The organism is Spirosoma oryzicola, assembly GCF_021233055.1.
Lineage (GTDB): Bacteria > Bacteroidota > Bacteroidia > Cytophagales > Spirosomataceae > Spirosoma > Spirosoma oryzicola.
This window is the reverse complement of record NZ_CP089545.1, coordinates 97,037-121,707: the sequence shown is the minus strand read 5'-3', so window position 1 is coordinate 121,707 and position 24,671 is coordinate 97,037. Positions and strand designations below refer to the sequence as shown.

The following is a 24,671-nucleotide window of genomic DNA, read 5'->3' as shown; positions in this document are numbered from 1 at the left end:
ATTTAGATTAATTAAAATTTAATGCAAAATTGCGCCCTGAATGAATGGCGTGAATACCGGGATCGGGATTATATCTAACAGAATCGGGCTTTTATGGAAATAATGCTAAAACTTAATGGCTCGGACATACTCCTGTACAGGGGCGAGTTGTTAAAACAGAATCGTTACAAGGAATTCTTTCGGGAAGAGCAGGTTATATCGCAGCATAATCAGGTGGGGACCATCACCGCTACTCAGATCACAACGGGAAGCTTTATGATGGCTCATTGCCAGTTACAGCTTACGCATACGGTACAATTGAGCAAGGAAGTTGAGGAGGACGTTGTGGAATTATCGTTTGCGTTAAAGGGAAGTAGTCGGTTTCAAACGATTGGGCAGGCTACCCGCCACGCCTTTTCAACCGGGCAGCATAATATCTGCTATTTTCCCCGGTCTAAAAGCGTTTATGAATTTTTGGCTTCCGATCATCCCCTCGACTACAGCGTTGTCATCATTCCGAAAGAAACGTATTTCCGGCTGTTGCCCGCCGACAGTGATCTGCACCGACAGTTTGCCTTGCAGTTGGACAAACAAAAGACCACGTGCAGTTTTCAAACAAACTTGCCCATCACCCCTGCCATCGCTTCCGTGCTTCGGGATATGCGCGGCTGTCAGCGAACGGGTTCATTAAAGCGATTATATCTGGAATCTAAGGTAACCGAACTGTTGATGCTCCAGCTAGAGCAAATGCAGACGCGGGAGGAAGCTATTCCCTTTTTCAATAAAGCGGATTATCGTAAGATACACGAGGCTCGTGAGTTGCTGGATGCTCATTACGTTGCTCCACCAACAATTATTGAACTGGCTAAACTGGTCGGGCTGAACGAGTTTAAACTAAAACGAGGCTTTAAAGAACAAGTTGGTACGACGATCCTGAGCTATATCACCCAACGACGCATGGAAGATGCGCACCGCTGGTTGCTGGAAGGAGAAAAAACTATCGGCGAAATCTCCTACAACATAGGCTACAAAAGCCCGGCTCATTTTACCGCGGTCTTCAAGCGATATTATGGTCTACTGCCCAGTGCTGTCCTGGCTAAGCTGACGTGAACTGGAGCCATAGTCGTTCGATACAAAGCTTCACACTAAAAAATGGCGGGCTGTTAGTCTACTATTATGTTTTGACATCTTTTTATTCTCCTGACGAAAGAATCAATCGCTTGAAGGGCGTCTGAAACAATGCCATTTCTGTCATCCCGACGCCAGGAGGGATCTTCGGAAAGGGCACACGACACCTACTCTCGAAGATCCCTCCTGGCGTCGGGATGACAAAAACATCCATTTTGGCTTACTTTGTTTTGAACGCGTAGGTGTGCTTTATCGGTACTACTCTAGTCTATTCACCACTGTTTGCAAAAAACTCTTTTTGCCGGAGCATCGCTTCGTTCAACGATTTTTGAATGTAGGCAATCCCCGCTATCGCTTCGTCGGTCGAGGCTCGTTGGCAAATCCTGGGGTCCGTAAAATCTACGGCCTCAACACGTTGGTTTAGCCACCAGAGGTTGCCAAAGGGGTCTAGTAGCCGGCAAACTTTTTCGCCAAACCACAACTCGGTACTGTTGGTAACCAAAACAGCTCCTAACTCCTGAGCTTTCTGAGCGGTGCTCGCAATGTCTTCAACGTACAGGTTTAGATAACTGGGACTTGGCGGCCAACCTTCCCTTGAGTCAAAAAGCAGAATCATCGCGTCGCCTATCTTCACTACAGCGTGGATGATAATACCGTCTTCGTTTGTTATTCGGCTATTCGGAACTTCCTGGGCATCAAAGGCTGCCGTCAAAAAACCAATTAGGCCTGCCGAAGAAGGAGAAATAATCCAGGGCGTTACTGCGGTGTATTGGTCAGGCACCGGTTTGATTCTTGGCGCTTGGTTATCGTTCATGTTGCTGATCGTTTTGATGACGACACAAACTAACCACCGCGCAATGACAGCCTTATGTCAGGGGTTTCAACTTTATTTCCACCAGCCGCACATGTCAGGGCTCATTCAATCAATTTAGCAATTGAAGACAGACCAGCACAGGTGATTTCTCTGGGATTGGTCATCCAGAACAAGCTCACGAATGGTATCGCTAAGCTGATCCCGCTGCCACTGACATTCTCGGCGTCCTGTTTCTTCTTTCTCCTGCTCGTCAACCGACGCTCTTACCGCTTTGATGGCGTAGGCAGCGGCACCCAACTCATGGGCCGCCACGTGCGCTACCGCCACGGCTTGTCCGGCTGCCAGAGCCGCAAACCGGGCCGAATCGGGCAGTCCTTTTGCCGCAGCGTTGGCCGCGAAAGCGGCTTGATGGGCTTGTTTCATGGGTATCTCCCCGTTAATCCATGCCCGCGTCAACTCAATAGCTTGTCTGGGTCGCTTATCATCCGGATTCGCTTGCTCAAACAGATAGAGAACATGTTCCGCACAGGTAGCAGCCCATTCGGCCAGTGAATGATGCGTTGAATCGGTTAACGACCCACCCCGTCTTAGAGTTATAAACCTTGGGTCTCTTTCTTTCGGTAAGATCATTGGCTAGGGTTGGTTCGCAAGTAAATGACAATCGATAACCTGAAAAGCGGGCGTCACGACTTTATTTACTTCATAATACAACGCAGTAAATACCCTAAAGCTTACTCGTCTTTGTTGCCAAAGCGGTTTATGCGTTCATTGTACCGGTCCAGTAGCGCATCGTTGATCCGGGCGGCTTGTTGAAGGTCGAATCGGAGGAAATCGGCTCGGTCGGCTCCCTCAATCATGCCCTCAAATTTGAGTTCTTCCTCGACCCATACCGACGTTTTTTGGAGAGCGGTTGCCTGGTCAAGAACGGCCCGAACGATTGACGCGGTTCGATCAGGATTTTGTGTGGTTAGTAATAAGGTGCTGATGTTGCGAAGGTAATCCTCGTAAGCCAGGTCCTGGGCGGGTAGCTCGGCGCGTACCCACTGAAAAGCCAGTGATTGAATCAATTCCTTGTAGGGGCTGGTCTGAAGATCGTCGGGGGTTAGGCGTCTATTCACAGATCAAATTTACGTTGTGGACTAGTTGTAACAAATGTTAGGCGTGTGATTTGTTACAACTAATACTGTCTGTTACAGTCTACCTGTTCACGAAAAGTCAGCTCTTTCTTAGTGAATTTATTACCAAAAGGTCAGGAGGGTTCGGCTGGAAGCGCGACGTACGGGCGTTGTTACGATTCGCTTTCAACGGCCTTATATGCTAAGTATACACCCGCAAATATCTTGATGTCAGCGACGAGCCAGGGCCACGGGGGGCTTTGTCTGAAGCAGGCCATTGACCTGAATCCTGAACAGCGACGGCCAGTTCTTGCCCGTGATAAACAAAGCGTTTTCTGTTCCCCGATGGGCGATCCCGTTTAGCACATTCTCTTTTGTATCGATTCCTTTGGGAAGTGTAGGGTCTATGTTTAATTCACCGATAACCTTTCCAGATACCGGATCAATTAGTACGATGCGGTTTGTTTTCCAGACATTAGCCAAGATGTAGCCGTTGACATATTCCAACTCGTTAAGATTCATGACCGGCCCTTTGTCATCGTATACGACGAGTTCTCCGGTCTTTTGAAAGTCAAGAGAATACAAACTCAATCGATTGGAGCCATCACTGACAATAAGCGTTGTGTCCCGGTGTGTGATTCCCCAGCCCTGCGTGTGGTAGGTGAAGGTTTTTTCCAAGGTCATGTCCATTGTGTAGCGAAAACAGCGCCCCGAAGTCCAGGTCAGCTGGTAGATGCGGTCATTAACGACGGTGATGCCTTCGCCAAAATACTCTTCGGGTAACAGAACGGATTGAAGTATTGACCCCGTCTTTACGTCTATTTTCATCAGTTTGGACTGACCATTCAGACCCGTTCCTTCGTACAGAACTCCCTTATAAAACGCAAGCCCCTGGGTAAAGCTGCTGGCCTGATGCGGGTAGGTTTGTAGGACGGAATACGTTAGCCGCTGTGGCTTGATATTGGACCACAGTTCAACGGTTAACGTATCATGAACGGGTTCTTTAGCTGCGGTTGTTCCGTTGACAATGAGTTGATGCAGACCAATTGTCTTGCCTTTTGAGCTAAGATTCAGACTATTGTCGATGGGCTGGTCCGGTATGGCCTGGAGGTTATCCCACTGGACGCTTACCTGACTAAGTGCTGTACTCAACTGGATGGAAAGGGTGTCACCGAGCCGGTAAGCGGGCTGGGCCAGCACAGCAATGGGTGGTTCGCTGGTTTCTGTTTTTGTCTTTTGCTGACAAGCCGTACTCAGTAAACCAATTAGTACCAGAGCAACAACACACTTCATATTGATTTGGAAAAGCCAACTGTGGATTAAAACAGACGAACGAGCAACTTTATTTAGTAGCCTATCCTAAGCTTCATTGTTCTCAACACGATTAGTAGTCTTGAATCTAAGTAGAATGTACGATTAAACACCTCCTACTGTAAGTTTCCTCTATTGAACATACCAATCTCGCTTTAGTGATGCTTCTCCGAAAAGCATTTTTAAGAAAAAATGGTCAAGAATACGATGAGTAATATTGCTGCTGAACAGCTAGGATACATAACGAACAACAAACAAGCCGTAAGGTTCTTTTCGCTTAAACGCTCAGGTCATATAGGAATTCTAAAGCACGTTGGCTGGGTTTCGCTGGCCTTATTTACAGCTATCACTAGAGCTTTCTCGCAACCAGCCAGGGCGCAGGAAGCGGAATTGCCGACTCGCTGGACGAAAGCGGCTATGACTGCTCCGATACCGCTCAGCGAATACCCACGTCCGCAGCTTCAACGCAATGAATGGCTTTGCCTGAACGGAAACTGGAACTACCAGGGTGGAAAGAACGTCGCATCCGCCGAGAATCCCGCAGCGGTCATGACGTTTCCGGCCCGCTCCGCAACGATCCGGGTCCCTTATTGTCCGGAATCGGTCCTGTCGGGCATCAAGCGGAAGCAGGAAATCAACATGTGGTATCAACGTCCGTTTACACTTCCTGCCAGTTGGAAAGGCCGCCAGGTCATTCTTCACTTCGGGGCCGTCGATCACAAGGCAACTGTTTTTGTAAACGGCCAAAAAGCGGGCAGCCATTCGGGTGGTTACGATGCGTTTTCGTTCAACATCACAGCCCTACTGAAACCCGGCGAAAACAGTATTGTTGTGGCTGCTTACGATTCGAACGATGGGCGCACGCCTTCCGGCAAAAACGGCCCGCGTGGTGATTACACTTTTACATCCGGTATCTGGCAGACGGTGTGGCTTGAACCTGTTGCTGACGTGTACGTCAAAAACATCCGTATTCTGCCTGATCTGGCAGGCAAGCGACTGAAGATTGAGGTAAACACCAGCTCCGAAGCTAAGGTGTCAGCGCTTGTTCTGGACGGAAAAAAAGAGGTTACCAAAGCCGATGGAAATTCGGGGACCGATTTCTACCTACCAATAGCGAGCCCAAAAGTCTGGTCGCCGGACTCGCCTTTTCTGTATGATCTGAAAATTACGTTGAAGTCGGGGAATGGGGGAGCGCAGGATGAAGTGATGAGCTATTTTGGCATGCGGGACGTAGCCCTTGGCAAGGTTGATGGCGTTGTGCGTCCCTTGTTGAACGGAAAGTTCGTTATGCAGCTTGGCTTACTTGACCAAGGCTACTGGCCCGACGGTATCCTGACCGCGCCCACGGAGGATGCGTTAAAATCAGATATTGAGTTTACGAAAAAAGCGGGTTACAACCTGATTCGCAAGCACATGAAAACCGAGCCTCAACGGTTTTACTACTGGGCCGATAAGCTGGGATTGCTGGTTTGGCAGGATATGCCTGCAATCTGGTACCCCGACGAAGATACACTGAAAACACGGGCCACGTTCCGCAGCGAGCTTAAAGCAATTATCGACGCTCATTACAACTCCCCGTCCGTGATTGCCTGGGTACCCTTCAATGAAAACTGGGGCGCGTTTGACGTGAAAAATATTACGGATTGGGTTAAACGCTATGATCCTTCACGGCTGGTCAACGGCAATTCGGGTTTTAACAACAATCCATCGTACCAAAAAGCGTATGGAGATCCAAAAAACGGCGATTTTGTAGACACCCATATTTACGTTGGTCCCACGAAAGCTTCGGAGCCAGATAGCCAGCGAGCAGCGTCACTCGGCGAATTTGGCGGGGTTGGCTTGTTTGTTCGCGGGCATATGTGGCCGGTTGAAAATAACGCGTACGCCTATGAACCAACGAAATCCGCGCTAACCTACCGGTACATTTTCTTACTGGATCAGGTGGAGCAACTGATGCGCTATCGGGGGCTGAGTGTTGCGATTTACACCCAAACGACGGATGTTGAACACGAGGTGAACGGCCTGCTCACGTATGACCGCGAGGTCGAGAAAATGGAGGTAGACCGCATCCGTCAGGTAAATCAGGCGGTCATACAAGCGGGTAATACGTTAGCTTCCAAAAAAGAGTAGGAACCACTCTAGATCAGTGCTTAGCGATTTGACAACTCATCGAATCGCTAAGCATTGAATGACTTGCTTCTTGTACTTGCTGAAAATTTCTGGATAGCTTTCTAAAGAGAAATCAGCAATCCAACAGAGGCATAATTTAACCAGGTGAAGTTGTACACCTCATCCACATTTGCGCCCCCTTCTACGACCCGGTAACCCGCTTTTAAGCCGATTGCCGGGCTCAGGGAATACGTACCGCCCAGAAAGATGTCTTCGGCACGACCAAAACGTGAACCCAGCGCATCGCCCTCCAGCAGCACACCCCAATGGTCACCGGGTTTGTAAGCAACGCGGAAATTAGTGAGCGGTACAACCCCCAGATTGTCGAAGTGTGTGCTGACTGACTCGTCAGAAAACCGGACGTTGGCATCCCGAATTTTGGCGGTCAAACCCAGACCTACCTGCCATTGCTTGCTGGCAACAAAATCATACCGGTACGTCAGCCGATACGAGTTGAATGTGTAGTCAACGGTGGCTGGTCGATTGGCCGCGAAAAGTTGGTTGTTGAAGTTGACATTCTGGCCGAATGCGCCGGTGTACCGCACCGTCAGCGGAGCGTACAAAAGCGATACCGTGTGACGATTCGCGATTGTATAACCCAGCCGAACACGGTAAAAAACTGTTGGCTTCGCGCTTAAATTGTTATTCAGATTGACGAGCGTACCACCCTGATTGGGTATCCTGACCTCGTTGTAGTTGCTTCCTACGACCAGCCCCGATTCCAGGTCAAGCCGCAGTTGAGCCCGGAGAGAAAAGCCACTCAAGCACAACAGAACCGTACAAAGCCCAACGAAAAATGCCTTCGGAAAACGTAGTTTTCTATGCATTTCTCCTAAACGCGCCAGCAATCAAATGGTTTTACCAGGAGTCTCCGGCACGCATGGGTTAGTTTTTCCAGGTGTCCAGCGTCCAGGCGTCGGTCCACTGCACCACCGGCTGATTAGCAATAAATGATATGGGAAGCCACAGGTAGCGACTGTCTTTGAGGTCTTTAGGGTTCCAGCGGTCGGCAATAAAGATGAACGCATTTTTCTTGCCTTGCACCGGCTGAATGTACGTTGACTGACCATCGAAGGTGATATCGGCCATCGGTCCTTTCATTGGATCGCCTACGGGTTGCCACGGCCCAAACAGCGAGTTGGCCATGTGCAGACTAGCCCGGTTGGCCGCCCAGCCCGTGCATCCGCTGGTAATCAAAAAGTATTTTCCGTCTTTTTTGAAAACGGCGGGCGCTTCGCGGTGATTGCTGAACAGCAGCGTGTCTTGTGTGGTGGCAGACAGGTAATCATCGGTCAGCTTTACAATGCGCAAATCGTAATTTTCGCGGGCGGCATAAATCTCGTAAGCCGAACCATCGTCGTCAACGTACAGGGTCATGTCGCGTGACATATGGCCATTGGGACGAAAACTTTTTACGTAGGTGTACGGACCGGTAACGTTTTTACTGACGGCGACCCCGGCGCGAGCGGCCTTGTAACCCTGACCCGGCAGTTCGAGGTGAAACCACATGACGTACTGCTTCGTGCGGGGGTTGTAGATCACCTTGGGGCGTTCCATCAGGCCGTGGGTAGCAATCTCACTGGTCGTATCGGTGGATTTAGCCAGGGCCAGCCCTTCCATTTTCCAATTATAAAGATCTTTCGACGAATACACATTGACTCCCTCGGAGGCTGATTTGCCGCGTCTTTCGCCAAACCAGTAGTAGGTGCCTTTGTCGTACAGCAGTCCTCCACCGTGGGCGTTGATGACCTCGCCTTTGTCGTCGTACCAGACGGCACCGGGCTTAAATTTAGTTTGATGCTGCGGTTTGTTTTGGGCCTGCGTTGCCATCGATCCGGTCAGGCAAAACATAGAAACAACCGTTAAAAAACGTAAAAACATAAGAATGAGAAGGTTACAAGGTAAGTACGGTCGCCGTTGCTCCGCTATTTTTGATAAATCCGTACGTAATCGACTTCAAACCGGGCCGGAAAAGTCGTCGGTCCGGGGTCTCCGCCGTTGTCGCCACCCAACGCCAGATTCAACAACACGTAGTGCGGCTGATGAAACGGATTTTTACCGTCGCTGTTAACGGTGTCCGTTAGGTTTACTTCGTTGAGCAACAGGTCGTCAACGTAGAGTTTGATAGCCGTTTTGTCCCAATCCATGCGCCAGACGTGGAACTGATCGGCCCAGTTTGGGCCGCTGAAACTAGACATGGCCTTTTTCGTACTCCGCCAATTCGCTGTCCACTGCTTGTCAGTTCCCCAGGCTACGTTCGCCAGCAGCATACCCCGGTAGTACTCCATGATGTCGATTTCGCCGTTGTTGGGCCACTCGCCCACTGTACCTAGCGTCCAGAAGGCGGGCCATAGTCCCGCACGGGTGTCGATACGTCCCCGCATTTCGAACCGGCCATACTGCCACTGATGAAGCCCACGCGTGTTCAGGCTGGCCGCTGTGTATTCGATGATGGGGCGGCTTGTTTTCCAGTCGCTGCTACCCGCTTTGTAAGTCGGATTGGGCCGCTGTTCGCGTCGGGCCTCGATCACCAGCATACCGTTCTGGCAACGAGCGTTGTCGGACTGATACCACTGTAGCTCGTGGTTTCGAACGAATCCCTGCTCAAAAGTCCAGTTTTTCGGGTCGGGGGCTCCATCGGTAGTAAACTCATCTGCCCAGACCAGACGCCACCCCGGCAGCGCAGGCGAATCCGAGGAAGGAGCAGCCGGTTGGCCGCTACCCCTACAGGCTAGCAGCGTGGTGCCGAGCAAAAGCCAGTACCGGGTTTGGCGGATAAACGGATGGACAGACATAACAAATGTCGTTGTGTGGTTTAACTACGGGACCAACGCGCAAAAGCCATCAATCCGTATGGCTTCTGTGCGTTAGCTTATCCGCGTCAGTATCTAATAACCTGGATTTTGCGCCAGCACGGCGTCCTTGTTAAGCTGAATCTCGCCTAGCGGTATTGGCATTAGCAGGTGCGTGGTCGTCAGACCCCGAATCGGGTTGACGGCACTGTTGCTGTTGAGCCGCGTTGCCCGATCGACCAGCGTTTTGGTCCGCATCAGGGTCATCCGCCGGTTTTCTTCTCCGATCAGTTCACGGACGCGTTCGTCCAGAATAAAGTCCATCGTAATGTCAGACGACGATACCTGTCCGGTGGCTGGGTAACTGGAAAAGGCCCGTTGACGCAGTACGTTGATGCTGTTGGCGGCATCGGCTAGTTTTCCCTGCTTAAACTGCGCTTCGGCCAGCAATAGGTAGGTTTCGCCCAATCGCATCAGCATAAAATCTTTAATCATCGCAAAGCCAAACGCATCGGTGGGGTTGTACTGATACCACTTGGTTGTGTGCGGGGCAATGCTGAACAGCGTATCCGTGCCCGTGTACGGCACCACTTTACCAAACGTAGCCGTTTTGCTGGGGTCGTTGTAGATAAACCGACGACGGATGTTATACTGCGAATTGCGAACATCGCCCGATCCGTACAGTCCGTATAGCACCCAGTTGCTGAGCCGCAACCGCCCGATACCGCGCCCGCCCGTCGAATCTGACAAGGACATACCAACAATGTTGTAATAAGCGGGTCCCCAGACACGACGCTGCTGCGGGTTGTTGGTGATCCCTCCTACTACGACGCTGGGATTCTCCTGTTCCAGTACCCAGATGGCTTCGGTGTTACCCTGCGACCGGCGTTGGTTACCGTAGATAAACATATCGTGGTAGAAGTCGCCGGGCTGGCTGGTGCCAACGCCATACCGCCGTTTGATCAGGCTGAACCGCCCGCTGCTGATGATACCCTGTAGCTGAGGTTCAGCCAGTTCAGGTTTACCCATGCGTAGATACGCTTCGCCCAGTAATTGCATGGCCATAAACTTGTTGGCTCGACCATACAGCTTGGCTCCTCCCGCATTGGCCCGGACGCTCTCGATATCAGGCAAATTCGCCACGGCATACGTCAGATCGTCAACGATTAGTTTGTTTACCTCGTCCAGCGTAGCCCGCACAAAATCCGTTTTGGGACCGGTCAACGCCTGCGTCAGAATGGGTACACCGCCAAAGCAGGTCGCCAGGTTGTTGTAAGCGTAGGCCCGGAAGAAGCGAGCTTCGGCGCTGGCCCGTGCTTTGCCGCCCGTGCTTAGACTGGTCATGGTGGGAGAATCCATGCTGTTGATGATGATGTTGGTCAGGTTAACCAAGATGTAGTTACGATTCCAGGTAAAGGAAGCCGCTCCATCGGTTGGCGTCAACAGCGCGTAATTGTAGTACGGGATCTCGATCCCCTGCTGATTGGCCGTTGCGTTGGCTACGTCGGTTCCTACCTGCCAAACGCTGGGCCACCCCTGCTGATCGGCGTAGGAAAAAATGGTGCTGACGTGGTTGTACAGCCCGACCAACGAGGCATCGGTGCCGAGTGAGTCGTTGAGGGTAACGGGGGTGTAACTCGAATACGGCTTTTCGGCCAGGAAGTCGCTTTTACAGGCCGATGCTAGTCCAAGCAACGCCAGCGCGCCAAGTTTGATGTATGCTTTCATGGGTAAAATGCGTCGCAACAAATGTTGAAAGACCGGATCGCCGGTGCGGTGATAGAGCGAGAGGGCCATTGCCACTGGTAAAACAGCCCTCTCGTACGAATTCATTAGCGAAGGCTGATGTTAAGGCCTCCCACGAACGAGCGCGTCACTGGATAGTTGTTGGTCCAGCTGGTGTTCGGATCGCTGCTGTTAGCCTGTGTTCCCCGGGGCTGCTGAACCGCTTCGGGGTCCCAGCCAATCCAGTTGGTGAACGTATACAGGTTCCGACCACTGACGTAGAGCGTTACGCTGCCTAGGCCCAGCCGGTCGAGCAGTTTTTGTCCGAAGACGTAGCTGAGTGTAACATCCTTAAGGCGGGTAAAGCTGGCATTCGATGCGTAGCCGTAGCCCCGTGGGTTGTTATACGCCAGTGACGGACGCGTCTGGCTCATGTTCTCGGCGGTCCAGTACCCAACAACCTGTGGCGTGTTGCGTCGACCGCTTTCGTCACCGTAGCTTAGGTCGGAGTTGTTACGGGTTATGCCCTGCACCGTCTGGACAAATACATTCAGGTTGAAATTACCGAAGTGGAACGTATTGGTTAGACCACCCTGCCATTTAGGAGCCGTTTGCCCCAGAATAATCCGGTCGTCGGCGGTAATTTTGCCATCGCCGTTGGTATCAGCAAATTTCAGGTCACCGGCTTTCGCGCCGGGGTCCTGCGAAGAAGCATCTTCGCCCTGCTGCCACACGCCCGTCATCTGATAATCATAGACAACGCCGATTGGCGAACCAATAAACCACCGGTTACCCAGATCGCTTTTTCCGTCGCCATACAGGTCTAATATGCGGTTGCGGTTCGATGAGAAAACAACCGTACTTTCCCATTTCAGCGGTCCTTTCACCAGGTTACGCGTATTTAGCGTTAGCTCGATACCCTTATTGGACGTTTCGCCCAGGTTGTCGAATACATTTTGATAGCCGGTGATAATCGGCAGGCTCCGTAGCAATAGCAGTCCTTCGGTGTTGTTCTGGTAAACGTCGATGCTTCCGTTGATGCGATTGTTGATAAAACCGAAGTCGATTCCCAGGTTGCGGCTGAGTGTGGTTTCCCATTGCAGATTAGCGTTACCTAGGTTACCTGCCACCGCACCAATGGTACTGACGCCATTGAAGGGTGACCGAACCGTGTTGCTCGTCGTAATAGTCCGATACACGCTGATCGCTTCATTGCCTGCCTTCCCGTAAGAGAACCGTAGCTTCAGGTTTGATATACCCCGCATGTTTTTCATAAAGCCTTCGTTGCTGATATTCCATCCCAGCGCGACCGATGGAAACAGCCCGAACTTGCTGGTATTGGCTCCGAAGACAGATGAACCGTCACGCCGGGCCGTCACCGTTAGCAGGTAGCGGCTGTCGTAGTTATAGTTGATTCGGCCCATCTGCGAATTCAGTCGGTACTGATCTGCGTACGAACCGCTCGTCTGCGTAGCGCCAGCCCCCAGATTGTCGAAGCCCAGTTCGTCGTTGACGAAGCCAACGGCATTGGCCCGTGATTCACTGTATCGGCGTTGTTGCGCGCTGTACAGCCCCGTAAAATCGAAATGGTGTTTGTCCCAGTCTTTCGCGTACGACAGGATGTTTTCGATGGTGTAGCTGTTGGTTTCCGAATAAAACGTATTGGCGGTACCCAGCAGGTCGTTGGCAGCGCGACCGACGTAGCTCCCCGTACGAGATGGAATAAAAGAGTACCCCATGTTAAGCCGGTACTTCAACCCGGTCAGTTTGCCCGGCAGCTTTAGTTCGAGGTAGCCGTTTCCGTTCAGGTTCGTGTTCCGGTCAACGCGTTGGGTCACCAGCCCCAGCATCGGGTTGGTATACAGCAACTCCGGGTACATCGGGTAGATCGCGTAGGTACCGTTGGTGTTGTAAAGCTGACCGTACGGACTCATCGCCGTGGCAAACAAAAAGTTGGACCGCCCGCCATCCCGGTTATTGTTGGCGATGAACAGGGACGTTCCCACGGACAGGTAATCCGTCAGGTTGACATCCAGGTTTGAGCGGAAGCTGGCCCGCTTGTACTGGTAGCCTTTGATAACGCCTTTCTGATCGAGGAATTCACCCGAAATAAAGTAGCGCACCTTGTCGGTACCGCCCGAAATGCTCAGGTTGTGATCCTGCAAGACACCTGTTTGCGTAGCTTCTTTAAACCAATCGGTCGTGATGCCCGCGTTGTAGTTGGGCAACTCTCCAAAGTTTGGCACCGGGTTCACCTGCTTCTGATTCGTCTGCGACAGCCAGTCGGCGTATTTCTGCGCGTATTCAGGGCCGGTACGGGGTGTCAGTACGTTGGAAAAGTTTTCGACGCCGACGTAGTTACTGTATCGGATGGTTGGTTTGCCGGTTGTACCGCGTTTGGTCGTCACCAGAATAACCCCATTAGCCCCGTTGGTTCCGTAAATCGCCACCGCCGATGCATCTTTCAGAATCTCGATACTCTCGATGTCGTTGGGGTTGATATCCGCCAGCGAACCGCCTGTCTTGCTGATTGGAATACCGTCGACAACTACAAACGGGCCGGAGTTGGCGTTGATTGAGTTCTGTCCCCGTACCGTTACCGATGGGGCCGTTCCGGGTACCGACGACGACTGCGAGATGTTCAGACCAGCCACCGCTCCCTGAATGGATTGCAGCACGTTGGTAACCGGCAACTGCGACAGCCGCCCTTTTGGTACCGACGCCACCGCCCCCGTAATGTCGGAACGCTTTTGTGTCCCGTACCCAACGACCACGACTTCGTTGAGCGACTTTGCATCCCCCTGTAGCTGTACGTTCACCGTGGTCTGACGACCAATGGCTACTTCCGACGATTGATAGCCAATAAAGGAAAAGACCAGCACTGGATCTTTGGTGCCATCCGGAATGCGAATCGTGTACGCGCCATTGCCGTCGGTATTCGTACCAATGGACGAGCCTTTAAGCGTTACGGTAGCACCGGGCAGCGCACCGCCTTTCTCATCCGTTACAGTCCCCGTAATGGTGACGATGGCGGACAGATGGCCATCCGTATGACTGGTCCAGGCCGAGGCATACAGTGGCGCATTGGCAGGACTAACGGATTGGGCCATTAGTCCCTGAGCAGCGAGTATAGCTCCGTAGAAAAGTAGCCATTTATGCTTCATAAGCAGGGTTTGGGTTCTTACGTTATTCGGCGATTATTTTGACAGGAAGCGCCTTGTGGAAAATCAAATGTTTGAATAGTACAAAATTAAGGAAGCCTGTTAAAACAGAAGGGTGTCTTTCTCGTCAAAAAAGGGGGGTAAATTCGTCTGGTGGTTTTTTCGCTGAACTATTGTAGACAGCTAGAAAAGCATTTTACCTCATTTTGATTAGGGTGTAATTTGATCCGCGGCTATAATGTGTTCCCCATGCTGCATAAGATTGCTTATTCAGAAAGTGCAACTTTGCTCATACAACCTCATCACCCGTCAAATCGCCTGATGCGGGCATACCGGTCGTCTTCTCACTGTAAAAAGTGGTAACTTTAGCAGAGCGTTCGTTGTCCATTACCGGGTGTAGGTCGGTAAAACGGGCTTATTAAAAGAGAGGAAGCTGACCCCTCACAGGTATGCGGTTTAGTACATACATAGGCTGGCTACTGGCCTTTTTCATAATAACAATACCGGGGTTTTCACAACGAAGCCCCGATCAGTTTCGATTTGAACACATTACGATAGACCGGGGGTTGTCGCATAGCGATGCCATGTGCGTGACACAGGACAAGGAAGGATTTGTCTGGATTGGCACAAACAAGGGGATAAACCGCTACGATGGGTATTCGCTGAAAACCTACAATCTCCCCGTCGATACCCAGCGTGGCGTGTCGAGCAACCGTGTCCGTAGCCTTCATGTCGATCAACGCGGCACCCTCTGGGCGGGTGTCGAGCGGGCGGGACTGTTTTGGTACGATGTGCGCACCGACCGGTTCACCAGCATTCAAACTAAATCGACAAATGGTGGCTTTAGGCCGTTGCTTGATAAGCTGGGCCAAACCAATGTTCACGCTGTTGTCTCGGATAAGCAGGGTCGATTGTGGGTAGCGACCCAACGTGACGGGGTATTTATGTTTCAATTTGACCGGGACGGAACGCTTCAGGTAGTCCGGTCAGTCCGGCTAACGGGGAGTCCCAACAAAGAACCAACGATCAGTAAGCTTGCGCTCGATGAACGGGGTACTCTCTGGATCGGTACGTTGGGGTATGGCCTTTGGCGTTTTCGCTGGAACGACGCGCAGAACAAGACACCCCTACAGGCTGTTCCGGTACCTACCGTAGAGGGGCCAAACATTCGGGCGCTGCACATCGACCGGCGCAACGATCTGTGGGTCGGGACGGATGATCGCGTATACTGGACGGCATCGTCGGCACTTCGCTCAGCCGTCGGCCCCACCTTTCAGTCCCTACACCGCCCCTTTGCCGGTGTAGAAAGTTTGTTCCTCGACTCATTTTACCGGTTATGGGTTGGTACACACTACGGCTTGTTGCTGCTTGATGGCGGTGCTGTAGCCCAGAGCCAGCCACCCGTCGATGAACGAAAGCTGCACACGTTCCTGCCCTCCGACGCTGATCCGTACAGCATCAATTCGGTACGGGTTCACGACATCCGGGAAGATCAGTTTCATAACTTATGGCTTGCTACATCGGCGGGTGGGCTGAACCAGATCCGGCTGCGGGCCAAGCCCTTCGGCCAGTTACGACAGGCGATTACCGGCACAACGACACCCGCTACCAATTACATAAACGCGATCTGTAAAGACGAAGCAGCCAACCGGCTCTGGATCGGTACGCGCAACGGGCTAACCTGTTACGATCAATCAACCGGCACGTACCAAAACTACCTGAACCGACCGGGGCTGGGCACGGTAAATGGCATTGATGTGTCGGCGCTGTTTTTAGCGTCGGACCATACGCTCTGGATCGGCACGCGCTACGGTGGTTTGTACACGATGGATGTCAGGCGGGGTACGTCCCCCCAGCGCCTTTCGGACGCAAAACCCGGCCCCGACTGGCGTGGGATCAGCACCGAAAGCATCACCGGCGATCGCTTTGGTACGGTCTGGATTGCTTCCTTCAACAACGGTATGCACCAGTTGAATCGGCACGGTCACTACCTCCGGCATTACGACGGGAAAAACGGGATATTGCCCACGCACCAACTGACAGCCTTACTTTACGATTCTACCCGCAATGTCCTTTGGGTAAGCACCCGCGACGCTGGATTGCTCAAACTAAGACCGCAGCCTGATTCACTGCATCTGGTATCGCAGTTTACGCACGATCCCCGCAATCCGAACAGCCTGCTTGTTAACTATACGTGGCCCCTGCTCAACGATGGTCGGGGCAATCTCTGGATTGGGACTATCGGCGGAGGGCTGCACCGGCTCTCAACGGACGCGCACGGACGAGAACGCATTGACCGGTATCAGCAACAAATCCCTGAAACTGACATCGAAAGTTTACTAACCGATGGCGCGGGAAATATTTGGATCGGGGGAGCCGGACTGTATAAATTTGTTCCGCAAACCAGACAGTTGCTCCACTTCGACATCAGCGACGGGCTGCAAAGTAATTCGTTCAAAGTTGGCGCTGCATTCCAATCCTCCGACGGCACCTTGTATTTCGGCGGAACCAACGGCATCACGTTTTTTCAACCCCGGCAGATTCAGCAAAATCCGTATCGGCCCATTGCCCAGATTACGGGTCTGCACGTGCTGAACCAGTTGGTTACGGTTGGCGATACGCTCAATGGACGCGTGCTGCTGACAAAACCTTTGACACAAAAGCCTCGTATTGAGCTAAACGCGTCGGAAAACGATTTTTCGGTTGAATTTGTCGGGCTTAATTACGCGAACCCGCAGAAGCAACAATACGTCTATCAGCTTGAGGGGTACACGAACGGCTGGCTACGGCCCGCGCCGGGTCAACGCATGGCTACCTTCGCCAACCTCCCCGCCGGTGACTACGTGTTCCGGGTCAACGCCAGCAATGACGATGGCATCTGGTCCGCGCAGCCTGCTGTTATGCGTATTACCATTCTGCCGCCCTGGTGGCGTACCTGGTGGGCGTACCTGCTCGGTATCAGCGCTATAACGGGAGCACTCTGGTTCTACCGCCGGACAGAGCTGGCTCAGCAGGCGCTGCAAAACAAGTTGGCACTGGAACAGTACAAGGCCGAACAGGAAAAAGAAGTTACCGATAGCCGACTCCGGTTTTTTACCAATGTGTCGCACGAGCTTCGTACCCCGCTGACGCTTATTCTGGGACCGATGGACGAATTGGCCGCGTCAACGAACATAACGGTTACGCAGGTCCGGGAGCGAGTTCTGCTGATGCACCAGCAAACCCGTAAACTGCTCGAACTGGTCAACCAACTGCTTGATTTTCGCAAGGCAGAAACAGGGCACATTACCCTGCGAGCCAGCCGCGAGGACATTATTCCGTTTCTATCCGAGATCTTTTTGATCTTTAAACTAAAGGCTGAAGAATTAGACCTTGATTATACGCTGCAACTTCCCGCTGAAAACATAGCGCTGTATGTTGACCGCAGTAAGCTGGAAATTATGCTGACCAACCTGCTTTCCAATGCGTTTAAATACACACCCGCTGGGGGAAGGATTCAGGTTACCGTTGCCCGTATCGGCTCGCCCGACCGACCGGCGGTTTTTCAGAATACCGTCTTGCAGGATAACTACCTACAGATTACGGTGCGCGACTGGGGTGTGGGCATGCCGAGTGATCAGGTCGATAAAATTTTTGACCCGTATTACCAGGCGTCGCAAACGGACACGCTACGCGTAACGGGTACCGGGCTAGGCTTGTCGCTGGTGAAGCAGTTTACCGAAGCGCATCAGGGTAGCGTAGCGGTACGAAGTTCGCCGGGGGCTGGCACGACCTTTACGCTTCGGCTACCGTTTGGCCACGCGCACCTTCCGCCCGACGACATTCGGACGGCAATCGCAGCCGACGAAGTACCCGACCCCGACCCGACCCCCCAACTTGATGACCTGCCCTTACACGATACCCCCCCGGTTAGTATACCCCCCGGAGCGGCCCGTGTTCTGATCGTGGAAGACAACGACGACCTACGGCAGTACCTGATTCGTCTGCTCGATCCCGCCTTCAAGGTGTATTCGGCAGTTGATGGGCTCGATGGCTGGTCAAAAACGCTTGAGCTGCTACCCGATATCGTTGTCAGTGACGTGATGATGCCCCGTAGCAATGGACTTGAACTATGCCGGACGATCAAGCAGCATCCCAAAACGAGCCATATTCCGGTGGTGCTGCTGACGGCGCGGGTGGCGGCTACGCACGAGCTGGAAGGGCTTGAGACGGGCGCTGACGAATACATGGCTAAACCATTCAATCCGCAGGTGCTGTTTACCAAGCTGTCGGTTATGCTACAAAACCGGTTTCGGCTTCGCGACTATTACCAACGGCAAATCCTGCTCGAACCCAGTGACATCGCTATCCCCGACGAAGAACGGCAGTTGCTCGAAAAAGCCATGCAGCTTGTCGAAACGCACATGAGCGATCCGGATTTTTCGGTGCCGATGCTGGTGCGAGAAATGGGCATGAGCCAGTCCGTATTTTACCGGCATATCAAAGCCATTACGGGGCAGACCGTCATTGAGTTTATCCGCGATGTGCGGATGAAACGCGCGGCTCAGTTGCTGGCCACGTCATCCCTGCGGGTTTCCGAAGTAGCCAGTCAGGTCGGCTTCGAGGATGTGAAGTATTTTCGAAAAGCGTTTCAACACTTGTTCAACGTATCGCCGTCGGATTATGCCAAACAGCATCGGGAATCGGTGACTGATCCGAAGGTATGATTTAGACGCCATCTGGTAAACGCTCCGGACAAGAAAGCGAGATGTATTGGGTATTTTATGTACTTATCTCCTAAAAAGTTAATCGATAAGATACGCTGGTTCGTTTGAAGCCTTTGCGTAATCTTGCCGTTAAAATATGATCACTATGATCTGGATTACCCGGCAACGTCCCAAAATTGACCGTCTAGCTTGTCCCTGGCTGATTCTGCGGTTCGTCGACAAAGACGCTCAGTTCTTATTTGTTCCGACTGAGCAGGTCATTGAAAAAGCCAAAAACTTAGGCGGTATCCCTTTCGATGTTCCCGATGTGGAGTTTTCGCACTACGGGCAGGATTGCACCTTCGATTACATTCTCAAAAAATATGAGCTAACCGATCCGGCACTTCAGACAATGGCTCCTATTGTCCGGGGAGCAGACACGGATCATCATGAACTCGCTCAACAAGCCGCCGGTTTGTGGGCTATTTCAGCCGGATTGGCCCACAACATTCAGGATGATTACGCCTTATTAACGCAAGGCATCATTATCTATGATGCGCTCTACAGTTGGGCGACTCATCTTCAGAACCAAAAACACACTCAGCAGCCGGAAGAGCATTTGCTTCTTCGTTTTTTTACTACGTACCTGCATGAAATAAGGGATCGGAAATTAAATCCACCTCCCTGGGCAGCCGAGCTAAAAGAGTTGATTCAAGACCACATTGACACGAACCTGAGCCTGAGCCTGTCAACGGTTGCCCAGTCCTTGCAGGTCAATCCAACGTACCTGTCGCGTGCTTTTGCCCAGTACTTCGACAACCTGACCTTTGGGGATTATATTCGCAAGCTACGCATTGAAAAAGCCATTCAGCTATTAGAAACGACTTCTCACTCGTTATCGGAGATCGCGTACCTGACCGGCTTCTCCGACCAAAGTCATTTTACGCGGATATTTAAAAAAATGATGGGCCAAAATCCGTCCCAATACCGAAAAAATAACTCCAAACGTAAAGCCGGTCCAAACGGGTAAAATCTGTTCTATTTCTTCAATGAGCGAAGACGTATTCTTGCCGAAAAGTATACCTCTTCCATGAACAAGATCTACGTCGTTTCTGGTTGGCTGCCTGCGCCGAACCGGAGAATCTCAAAAACTATCCTTGGTCTATTTACGTGTGTCGTCTTGCTGGCGCTGTCACCTAACCTATTGGCTCAAACGCAACCAACGGTAAACCCTGTACAAGCACCATCGGTAACTTACCCGCGCATGGTCGGGTATTTGGGCGTTTTACATCCGCTCATTACCCGAAACGAAACCGGGACGGAAACCAACTTCGACCGGTATTACGTGGTAGGGTTTCCTATTGGTCTGAACCTCTGGAAGACCAAACAACTTGGCTTTTCTGTCGAAGTTGTTCCGCTCATTCGCGCGGAAAATGGAAATAGCCGGGTTGCCAACGTGCTGTTTCATCCGGGCGTGTTAATGAACCTGGGCAAAGACTTTACACTTGCTACTCGCCTGGCATTCGAAACCTCAGGCCGCTACGGATTCACGCCTGTACTAAACAAAATCGTTCGAAAAGGTCCCACGAATAGTTATTTTGTCGCGGTTCCGCTACCGGTTCGCTTTGGTAATGATCATGCAACCTCGTTCACGGTTGGCTTTCAGTTTGGTATCGTCTTCTGATCTGTTTTCAGCTGGAACCGGGTCTTGTTGTCGATGTCCCAACTATGCTAATAACCCGCTCGTCAACCCCAAAACCTACTAAGAACGTCTCAGGACAGACAGATGCTCAAACGGAGTAAATGAACCGGCTTTGCCTTGCTGGTGAAAAACATGCATCTGCTGCGCCGGAAAATCGGTAAGCTACGTTCGTTTTTCTTGTCTGTTTTACAAATATTCCTGGGCGTTCGTTTTTGTGTTGATAACTGGAAGCCCTGTCAGAAGGGGCCTTCGTTCGACCCCGTCCAGGTGAGTCATAACGCCTTCCTGGTTTCGGTTTTCTCGAAAACGGGAATACACATAGCCCTCCTCGACCGACAAGGCCGGTATGCCATTTAGCTTGTCTTTTTTTACAAAATAAGCATTGTTACCCGCTTGATTACAGCCTACAAACGCGTACCCTTTTTCAAGCGCCAGATCACACAAGGCGGGCAGCGAAGCGCCAAAGTACAAATATGAGTAATGAGCTTCCTGTCGCATAAAATCAGGTCTGTACGGAACAGTGATCGATCGATCAGAACCAAACAAACTGTTGTATTCGATCACCACAATGTCGGCCTCTACCTCCGTGATGGCTTTCCACACCCAATAATCGTTACCGTCGATGTCGATGCTAAGCAAGCCGATCTGACCAGCAATGCCATTGTTGACCAATAGTTGATTGATATTTTCGGCGGTAATAAAGCTGCTAATGGCTTTTAAGCTGTAGCGCCAGTAAAACGAACTGGTCTTAATGTGCTCAATAAAGTGTGACGAACCATCGATGATCAGGCCCTTCCAATTGTTGTTCATCATCAAGAAACGTGTATTGGCTTCTTCATAATCTTCAACGCCGAATTCAACGAACGTATCGACGCGCGGTTTGACGTGGCTAATCAAATATTGAATAATACCGTCATCACCGAACTGAGAAAATAGCTTAAATTCGGCATCCTTCATCGAGGAAGCCTGACCCGCAAATTTAGCCAGCATGGCCCCCATCACTAGCTTAGTGGCCGCGTTATCGTCCTTAGCTTGTCTGAGTTGAACCTGTATTTGCTGGAGTTGCGCTTGAAGGGGCTCAAGGAGTAACTGTTGTATTTTTTTTATAAGCTTCACGGAATATGAGCGTTAGGGCTGGTAATCGATTAAAACAGTTTTGGTCAACTTCTCGGAGAAAGTTGTACTAAGCACTGTCTTGCTTTTTTCAGGCTACGAATTTTCTTCCCGAACAATGTCCAATATTTCTTCCGCCAGCGTTTGAATGCGCTGCTCAATCAGTCGTAAGGGTTGCCCCGTCTCTTTAGCGATCCGCTCCGCTTCGAGTTGCTCGAGCACCCGCAGGTGGGCCTGTGTTACGAGCAACAACTCCTTTAATTCCTCTAAATTCGAATACATGCGTTGAAGGTTTGACCGATAAACGGCAAGATATAAGGATGAGCCAGAATATAGGGTAAGCACTCTGTGATTACTTGTCGATTGCCGACAAATCGTAAACAGCCGCGAACGATTGCCGAAAATGCTTATTTTCGCCCGCTTTTCTACACCACTACTTTATAGTTCCGTTTGTTATGATTCGGTTGCTCTCGCTCATCGGCTTGTCCTTTTTGCTTTTCGCCAACGCCAACGCCCAATCTCCCGTTGAGGTATTTTACGAAAAAGACAACACGGGGGCCTACGTCTTTTCCTGCCGAAATTCCGCTTTCTGTCCTTATTCAATCACCGTTACGTTCAGCGAATTGAACGGCCTGCGGTCCTCGACAACATTCCCTTATCGAACCGAGGTCAGGCCGGGACAGCAGTCGCTTTTCAAATTACAACCCGAACCCAATCAATCAAATTCGTTTCGCTACAGCTTCAGTTCGGTAAAAGGCTGTAAACAAACCAAGGTCGATACGGCATTGGTGTATCTGCTCCCTGCCAGTCCGGGCAAACGGGTTAGTGCGGTTGAATCACCGTACATCGGCAAACTCTACGCGGGCGAAGCAGACCCCAAAGACTGGTATTCGCTGGCTATCAAAATGAATAGTGGAGACACGGTATTTGCGGCTCGCCGGGGAACCGTATCGGCGGTGCGTAGTGATGCCATGCCCAGCGGGACACATCTGGGTTTTAACCGCAGTGATAACATGGTCGAGATCAATCATGCCGACTGTAGCTTTGCCACCTACACGGTCTTGCGGCAAAAAAGCATCTTTGTTGAGCCGGGTCAGTTTGTCGAAGCGGGAACGCCACTGGGTATCGTTGGGGGAGAAAATTACGATTTCGGTCCGCACGTTCGGTTTACCGTGCACTATAACTACGAAGCGCCGGTGATTAAAAATGGTAAGCCAACGGATCAGAAGCAGTATTGGGCCTACGTACCCATTCGATTCTGGCTTGGGGAGCAACAGAAGGCGGGTCGGTTGGAGCCCCGAGAGAATTACCTGGCGGAGCATCCTGAACCGATTATCCAACAGGAAATGAGCAAACGAGAGCAGAAGAAGTGGCAAAAGAGTCACGCGAAATAAGCACGTTCTGTATCATACACTCGTTAAGTAGGCTCGTTCATCGCCAATAAGGCATTTCGGCCTGCGACAACAGCAGCTTCCGATTTTTACCGTCAGCGTCGGCCGTGTATACATTCCGCTGACCAATGCCGGTGTTGTCGGTATTAGTGAAGATCAGACTGGCACCGGTAGGTGAAAAGCGCGGTTCGAGATCGTTCGTTCCGGCGGTTTTTCCAGTCAGGTTTTGCGAGCTGGTACTCACCTGATTCTGTGACAGATCAGCTACCGCGCCGGTTGTCAGATTGAGCCGGTATAGCCGGGCGTCAAGCTGTCGACCCTGCTCATTTTGAAAATCCGTTGAATCGGCGGAGAACACGATCTGTTGGCCGTTGACCGAGAAAACCGGGTTACCCACGCGGGCTGCGCGTCGGGCGTAGACCGTCCGGGCCGAACTGCCATCGGCTCCAAACACGCTCAGCTCGTTGTCATACAGGCTCGTACCCGTCGTTCGGGCCGCAATGCGGTTGCCCTGCGGAGTCCAGTCACAACCCGCCCAGATTCGGCCGCTACTGGCCAGGGCTACCGTCCGAAGCCCGGTTCCGTCAGTACGGACCGCGTAGAGTCGATCGTTGCTCGGGTAAAGGAGCTGCGTACCGTCAGGCGACCAACAAAACGACAGGTCAGCCGATGCTAGCCCGGCAATGGGTACCGACGTTACCTGTTGCCGATTGCTGCCATCCATGTTCATCAGGTACAGCTGAAGCTCCGTGTCGGTGTTGGATATGAAGGCAATCTGCCGACGGTTCGGACTGACGATAGGTCGCCAATTACTGCCCTCCCGCGTGAGCTGGCTGGCAGTCCCATCGGTCGTCGCGCCGAAAATCTGGAAGCGGCCGTTCATTCGCCGAACAAATACGTAGCTGTAGTCTGGGTAGGAACCCGTCTTAAATGACCAGACGGGACCGTTTGTCGTATTCACATTATCACTGACAATGACCTGCCAGAGATAAGTTGTGTTGTAATCCAGCCCAGAGACAATAACCGAGTCGGCAGTCAGGCCCGTATAGGATGATGTTGGCGTTGCGGAGCCCGCCCGGTACAGCAGCACATTGTAGATCAGCGTGTCGCGGTTCGGGTCGGTTGACGTCCATTTCAGCGTCAGCGTGGTCGACTGAGCCGTGCTGTTCAACGCGGGAGCGACCAGCACCGGCGTGGTGGGTGGTCGGTTCTGACTTTTATCGTCCGTCAACTGGATGGTTACAACCGGTGTTGTCGCCACCGACGCGGCTACTGTCGCCACCTGCGTACCGTAGCCCGCTTTCGACGCCTGTATAGTGTAGTTACCAACGACAACGCTGTCGAAGCGGAACGCACCTGACGAATCGGTCGAGACGACGCGACTGCCGGGGGTTAATTTGACCGTCGCATTGCGCACCGGCTGCTGATCGAGGCTGTATACCACCCGACCACGTACCGTTGTCAGTTGCACCGGGTCGACATAGACATCTTCATTACAGCCCACCAGTCCGGCAAGGCCAGCCAGGAGCGTCAGAACGAGATAGACAGATTTGGGGAAAAGAAGACGGGTAATCACGGCAATTGGC

Annotated in this window: 18 protein-coding genes; 6 read left to right on the top strand and 12 right to left on the bottom strand. The window is 51.8% G+C overall.

Annotated elements, in window-relative coordinates:
• Window positions 1-93: 93 nt before the first annotated feature.
• On the top strand, window positions 94-1,089 hold the full coding sequence (locus tag LQ777_RS29700; RefSeq protein ID WP_232563990.1) for a helix-turn-helix transcriptional regulator: 996 nt from the start codon (window positions 94-96) through the stop codon (window positions 1,087-1,089).
• A gap of 286 nt (window positions 1,090-1,375) precedes the next feature.
• Here the strand turns inward: LQ777_RS29700 and LQ777_RS29695 are convergent, their stop codons facing one another.
• The 4 genes from LQ777_RS29695 to LQ777_RS29680 all read right to left on the bottom strand — a co-directional run bounded on the left by LQ777_RS29695 (window position 1,376) and on the right by LQ777_RS29680 (window position 4,329).
• Window positions 1,376-1,921: a VOC family protein gene (locus LQ777_RS29695; RefSeq protein ID WP_232563989.1), complete on the bottom strand. Its 546-nt coding sequence runs from the start codon at window positions 1,919-1,921 to the stop codon at window positions 1,376-1,378.
• A 114-nt stretch (window positions 1,922-2,035) separates the two neighbouring features.
• Window positions 2,036-2,551: a putative immunity protein gene (locus LQ777_RS29690; RefSeq protein WP_232563988.1), complete on the bottom strand. Its 516-nt coding sequence runs from the start codon at window positions 2,549-2,551 to the stop codon at window positions 2,036-2,038.
• 101 nt (window positions 2,552-2,652) lie between these two features.
• Window positions 2,653-3,039: a hypothetical protein gene (locus tag LQ777_RS29685; protein WP_232563987.1), complete on the bottom strand. Its 387-nt coding sequence runs from the start codon at window positions 3,037-3,039 to the stop codon at window positions 2,653-2,655.
• Between the two features lie 228 nt (window positions 3,040-3,267).
• Window positions 3,268-4,329 carry a glutaminyl-peptide cyclotransferase gene (locus tag LQ777_RS29680; protein WP_232563986.1) on the bottom strand — a complete coding sequence of 354 codons (1,062 nt, stop codon included), beginning with the start codon at window positions 4,327-4,329 and terminating at the stop codon, window positions 3,268-3,270.
• A 210-nt stretch (window positions 4,330-4,539) separates the two neighbouring features.
• Between LQ777_RS29680 and LQ777_RS29675 the strand changes: the two genes are divergently transcribed.
• Window positions 4,540-6,477 (top strand): glycoside hydrolase family 2 protein, encoded by a 1,938-nt coding sequence (locus LQ777_RS29675; RefSeq protein WP_232563985.1) that lies wholly within the window; start codon window positions 4,540-4,542, stop codon window positions 6,475-6,477.
• A 101-nt stretch (window positions 6,478-6,578) separates the two neighbouring features.
• On the opposite strand, the gene LQ777_RS29670 is transcribed toward LQ777_RS29675, so the two are convergent.
• The 5 genes from LQ777_RS29670 to LQ777_RS29650 form a co-directional block, all read right to left on the bottom strand.
• Window positions 6,579-7,343: a porin family protein gene (locus LQ777_RS29670; protein WP_232563984.1), complete on the bottom strand. Its 765-nt coding sequence runs from the start codon at window positions 7,341-7,343 to the stop codon at window positions 6,579-6,581.
• 58 nt (window positions 7,344-7,401) lie between these two features.
• Window positions 7,402-8,397, bottom strand: a complete 996-nt coding sequence (locus LQ777_RS29665) for a glycoside hydrolase family 43 protein (RefSeq protein WP_232563983.1) — start codon at window positions 8,395-8,397, stop codon at window positions 7,402-7,404.
• A gap of 44 nt (window positions 8,398-8,441) precedes the next feature.
• Entirely contained in the window at window positions 8,442-9,311 is an 870-nt protein-coding gene (locus LQ777_RS29660; protein ID WP_232563982.1) for a glycoside hydrolase family 16 protein, read from the bottom strand.
• Between the two features lie 93 nt (window positions 9,312-9,404).
• Window positions 9,405-11,036, bottom strand: coding sequence for a RagB/SusD family nutrient uptake outer membrane protein (locus LQ777_RS29655; RefSeq protein WP_232564026.1), 1,632 nt, complete (start codon window positions 11,034-11,036; stop codon window positions 9,405-9,407).
• A gap of 104 nt (window positions 11,037-11,140) precedes the next feature.
• Window positions 11,141-14,197, bottom strand: a complete 3,057-nt coding sequence (locus LQ777_RS29650) for a SusC/RagA family TonB-linked outer membrane protein (RefSeq protein WP_232563981.1) — start codon at window positions 14,195-14,197, stop codon at window positions 11,141-11,143.
• A 446-nt stretch (window positions 14,198-14,643) separates the two neighbouring features.
• On the opposite strand from LQ777_RS29650, the gene LQ777_RS29645 reads away from it, so the two are divergent.
• The 3 genes from LQ777_RS29645 (at window position 14,644) to LQ777_RS29635 (ending at window position 20,563) form a co-directional block, all read left to right on the top strand.
• On the top strand, window positions 14,644-18,900 hold the full coding sequence (locus LQ777_RS29645) for a hybrid sensor histidine kinase/response regulator transcription factor (protein WP_232563980.1): 4,257 nt from the start codon (window positions 14,644-14,646) through the stop codon (window positions 18,898-18,900).
• A gap of 145 nt (window positions 18,901-19,045) precedes the next feature.
• On the top strand, window positions 19,046-19,909 hold the full coding sequence (locus tag LQ777_RS29640) for a chromate resistance protein ChrB domain-containing protein (protein ID WP_232563979.1): 864 nt from the start codon (window positions 19,046-19,048) through the stop codon (window positions 19,907-19,909).
• Window positions 19,910-19,969: 60 nt separating this feature from the next.
• Window positions 19,970-20,563: a hypothetical protein gene (locus LQ777_RS29635; protein WP_232563978.1), complete on the top strand. Its 594-nt coding sequence runs from the start codon at window positions 19,970-19,972 to the stop codon at window positions 20,561-20,563.
• A 204-nt stretch (window positions 20,564-20,767) separates the two neighbouring features.
• On the opposite strand, the gene LQ777_RS29630 is transcribed toward LQ777_RS29635, so the two are convergent.
• Together LQ777_RS29630 and LQ777_RS29625 are read right to left on the bottom strand one after the other, a co-directional pair.
• Window positions 20,768-21,697 carry a hypothetical protein gene (locus tag LQ777_RS29630; RefSeq protein WP_232563977.1) on the bottom strand — a complete coding sequence of 310 codons (930 nt, stop codon included), beginning with the start codon at window positions 21,695-21,697 and terminating at the stop codon, window positions 20,768-20,770.
• A gap of 93 nt (window positions 21,698-21,790) precedes the next feature.
• Window positions 21,791-21,976 (bottom strand): hypothetical protein, encoded by a 186-nt coding sequence (locus LQ777_RS29625; RefSeq protein WP_232563976.1) that lies wholly within the window; start codon window positions 21,974-21,976, stop codon window positions 21,791-21,793.
• A gap of 173 nt (window positions 21,977-22,149) precedes the next feature.
• Here LQ777_RS29625 and LQ777_RS29620 point away from each other — a divergent pair, with 173 nt between their 5' ends.
• The gene (locus LQ777_RS29620; RefSeq protein WP_232563975.1) at window positions 22,150-23,088 is read left to right on the top strand and encodes a M23 family metallopeptidase; all 939 of its coding nucleotides are present in this window, start codon (window positions 22,150-22,152) and stop codon (window positions 23,086-23,088) included.
• Between the two features lie 37 nt (window positions 23,089-23,125).
• On the opposite strand, the gene LQ777_RS29615 is transcribed toward LQ777_RS29620, so the two are convergent.
• Window positions 23,126-24,661, bottom strand: a complete 1,536-nt coding sequence (locus LQ777_RS29615) for a carboxypeptidase regulatory-like domain-containing protein (protein WP_232563974.1) — start codon at window positions 24,659-24,661, stop codon at window positions 23,126-23,128.
• Window positions 24,662-24,671 lie beyond the last annotated feature (10 nt).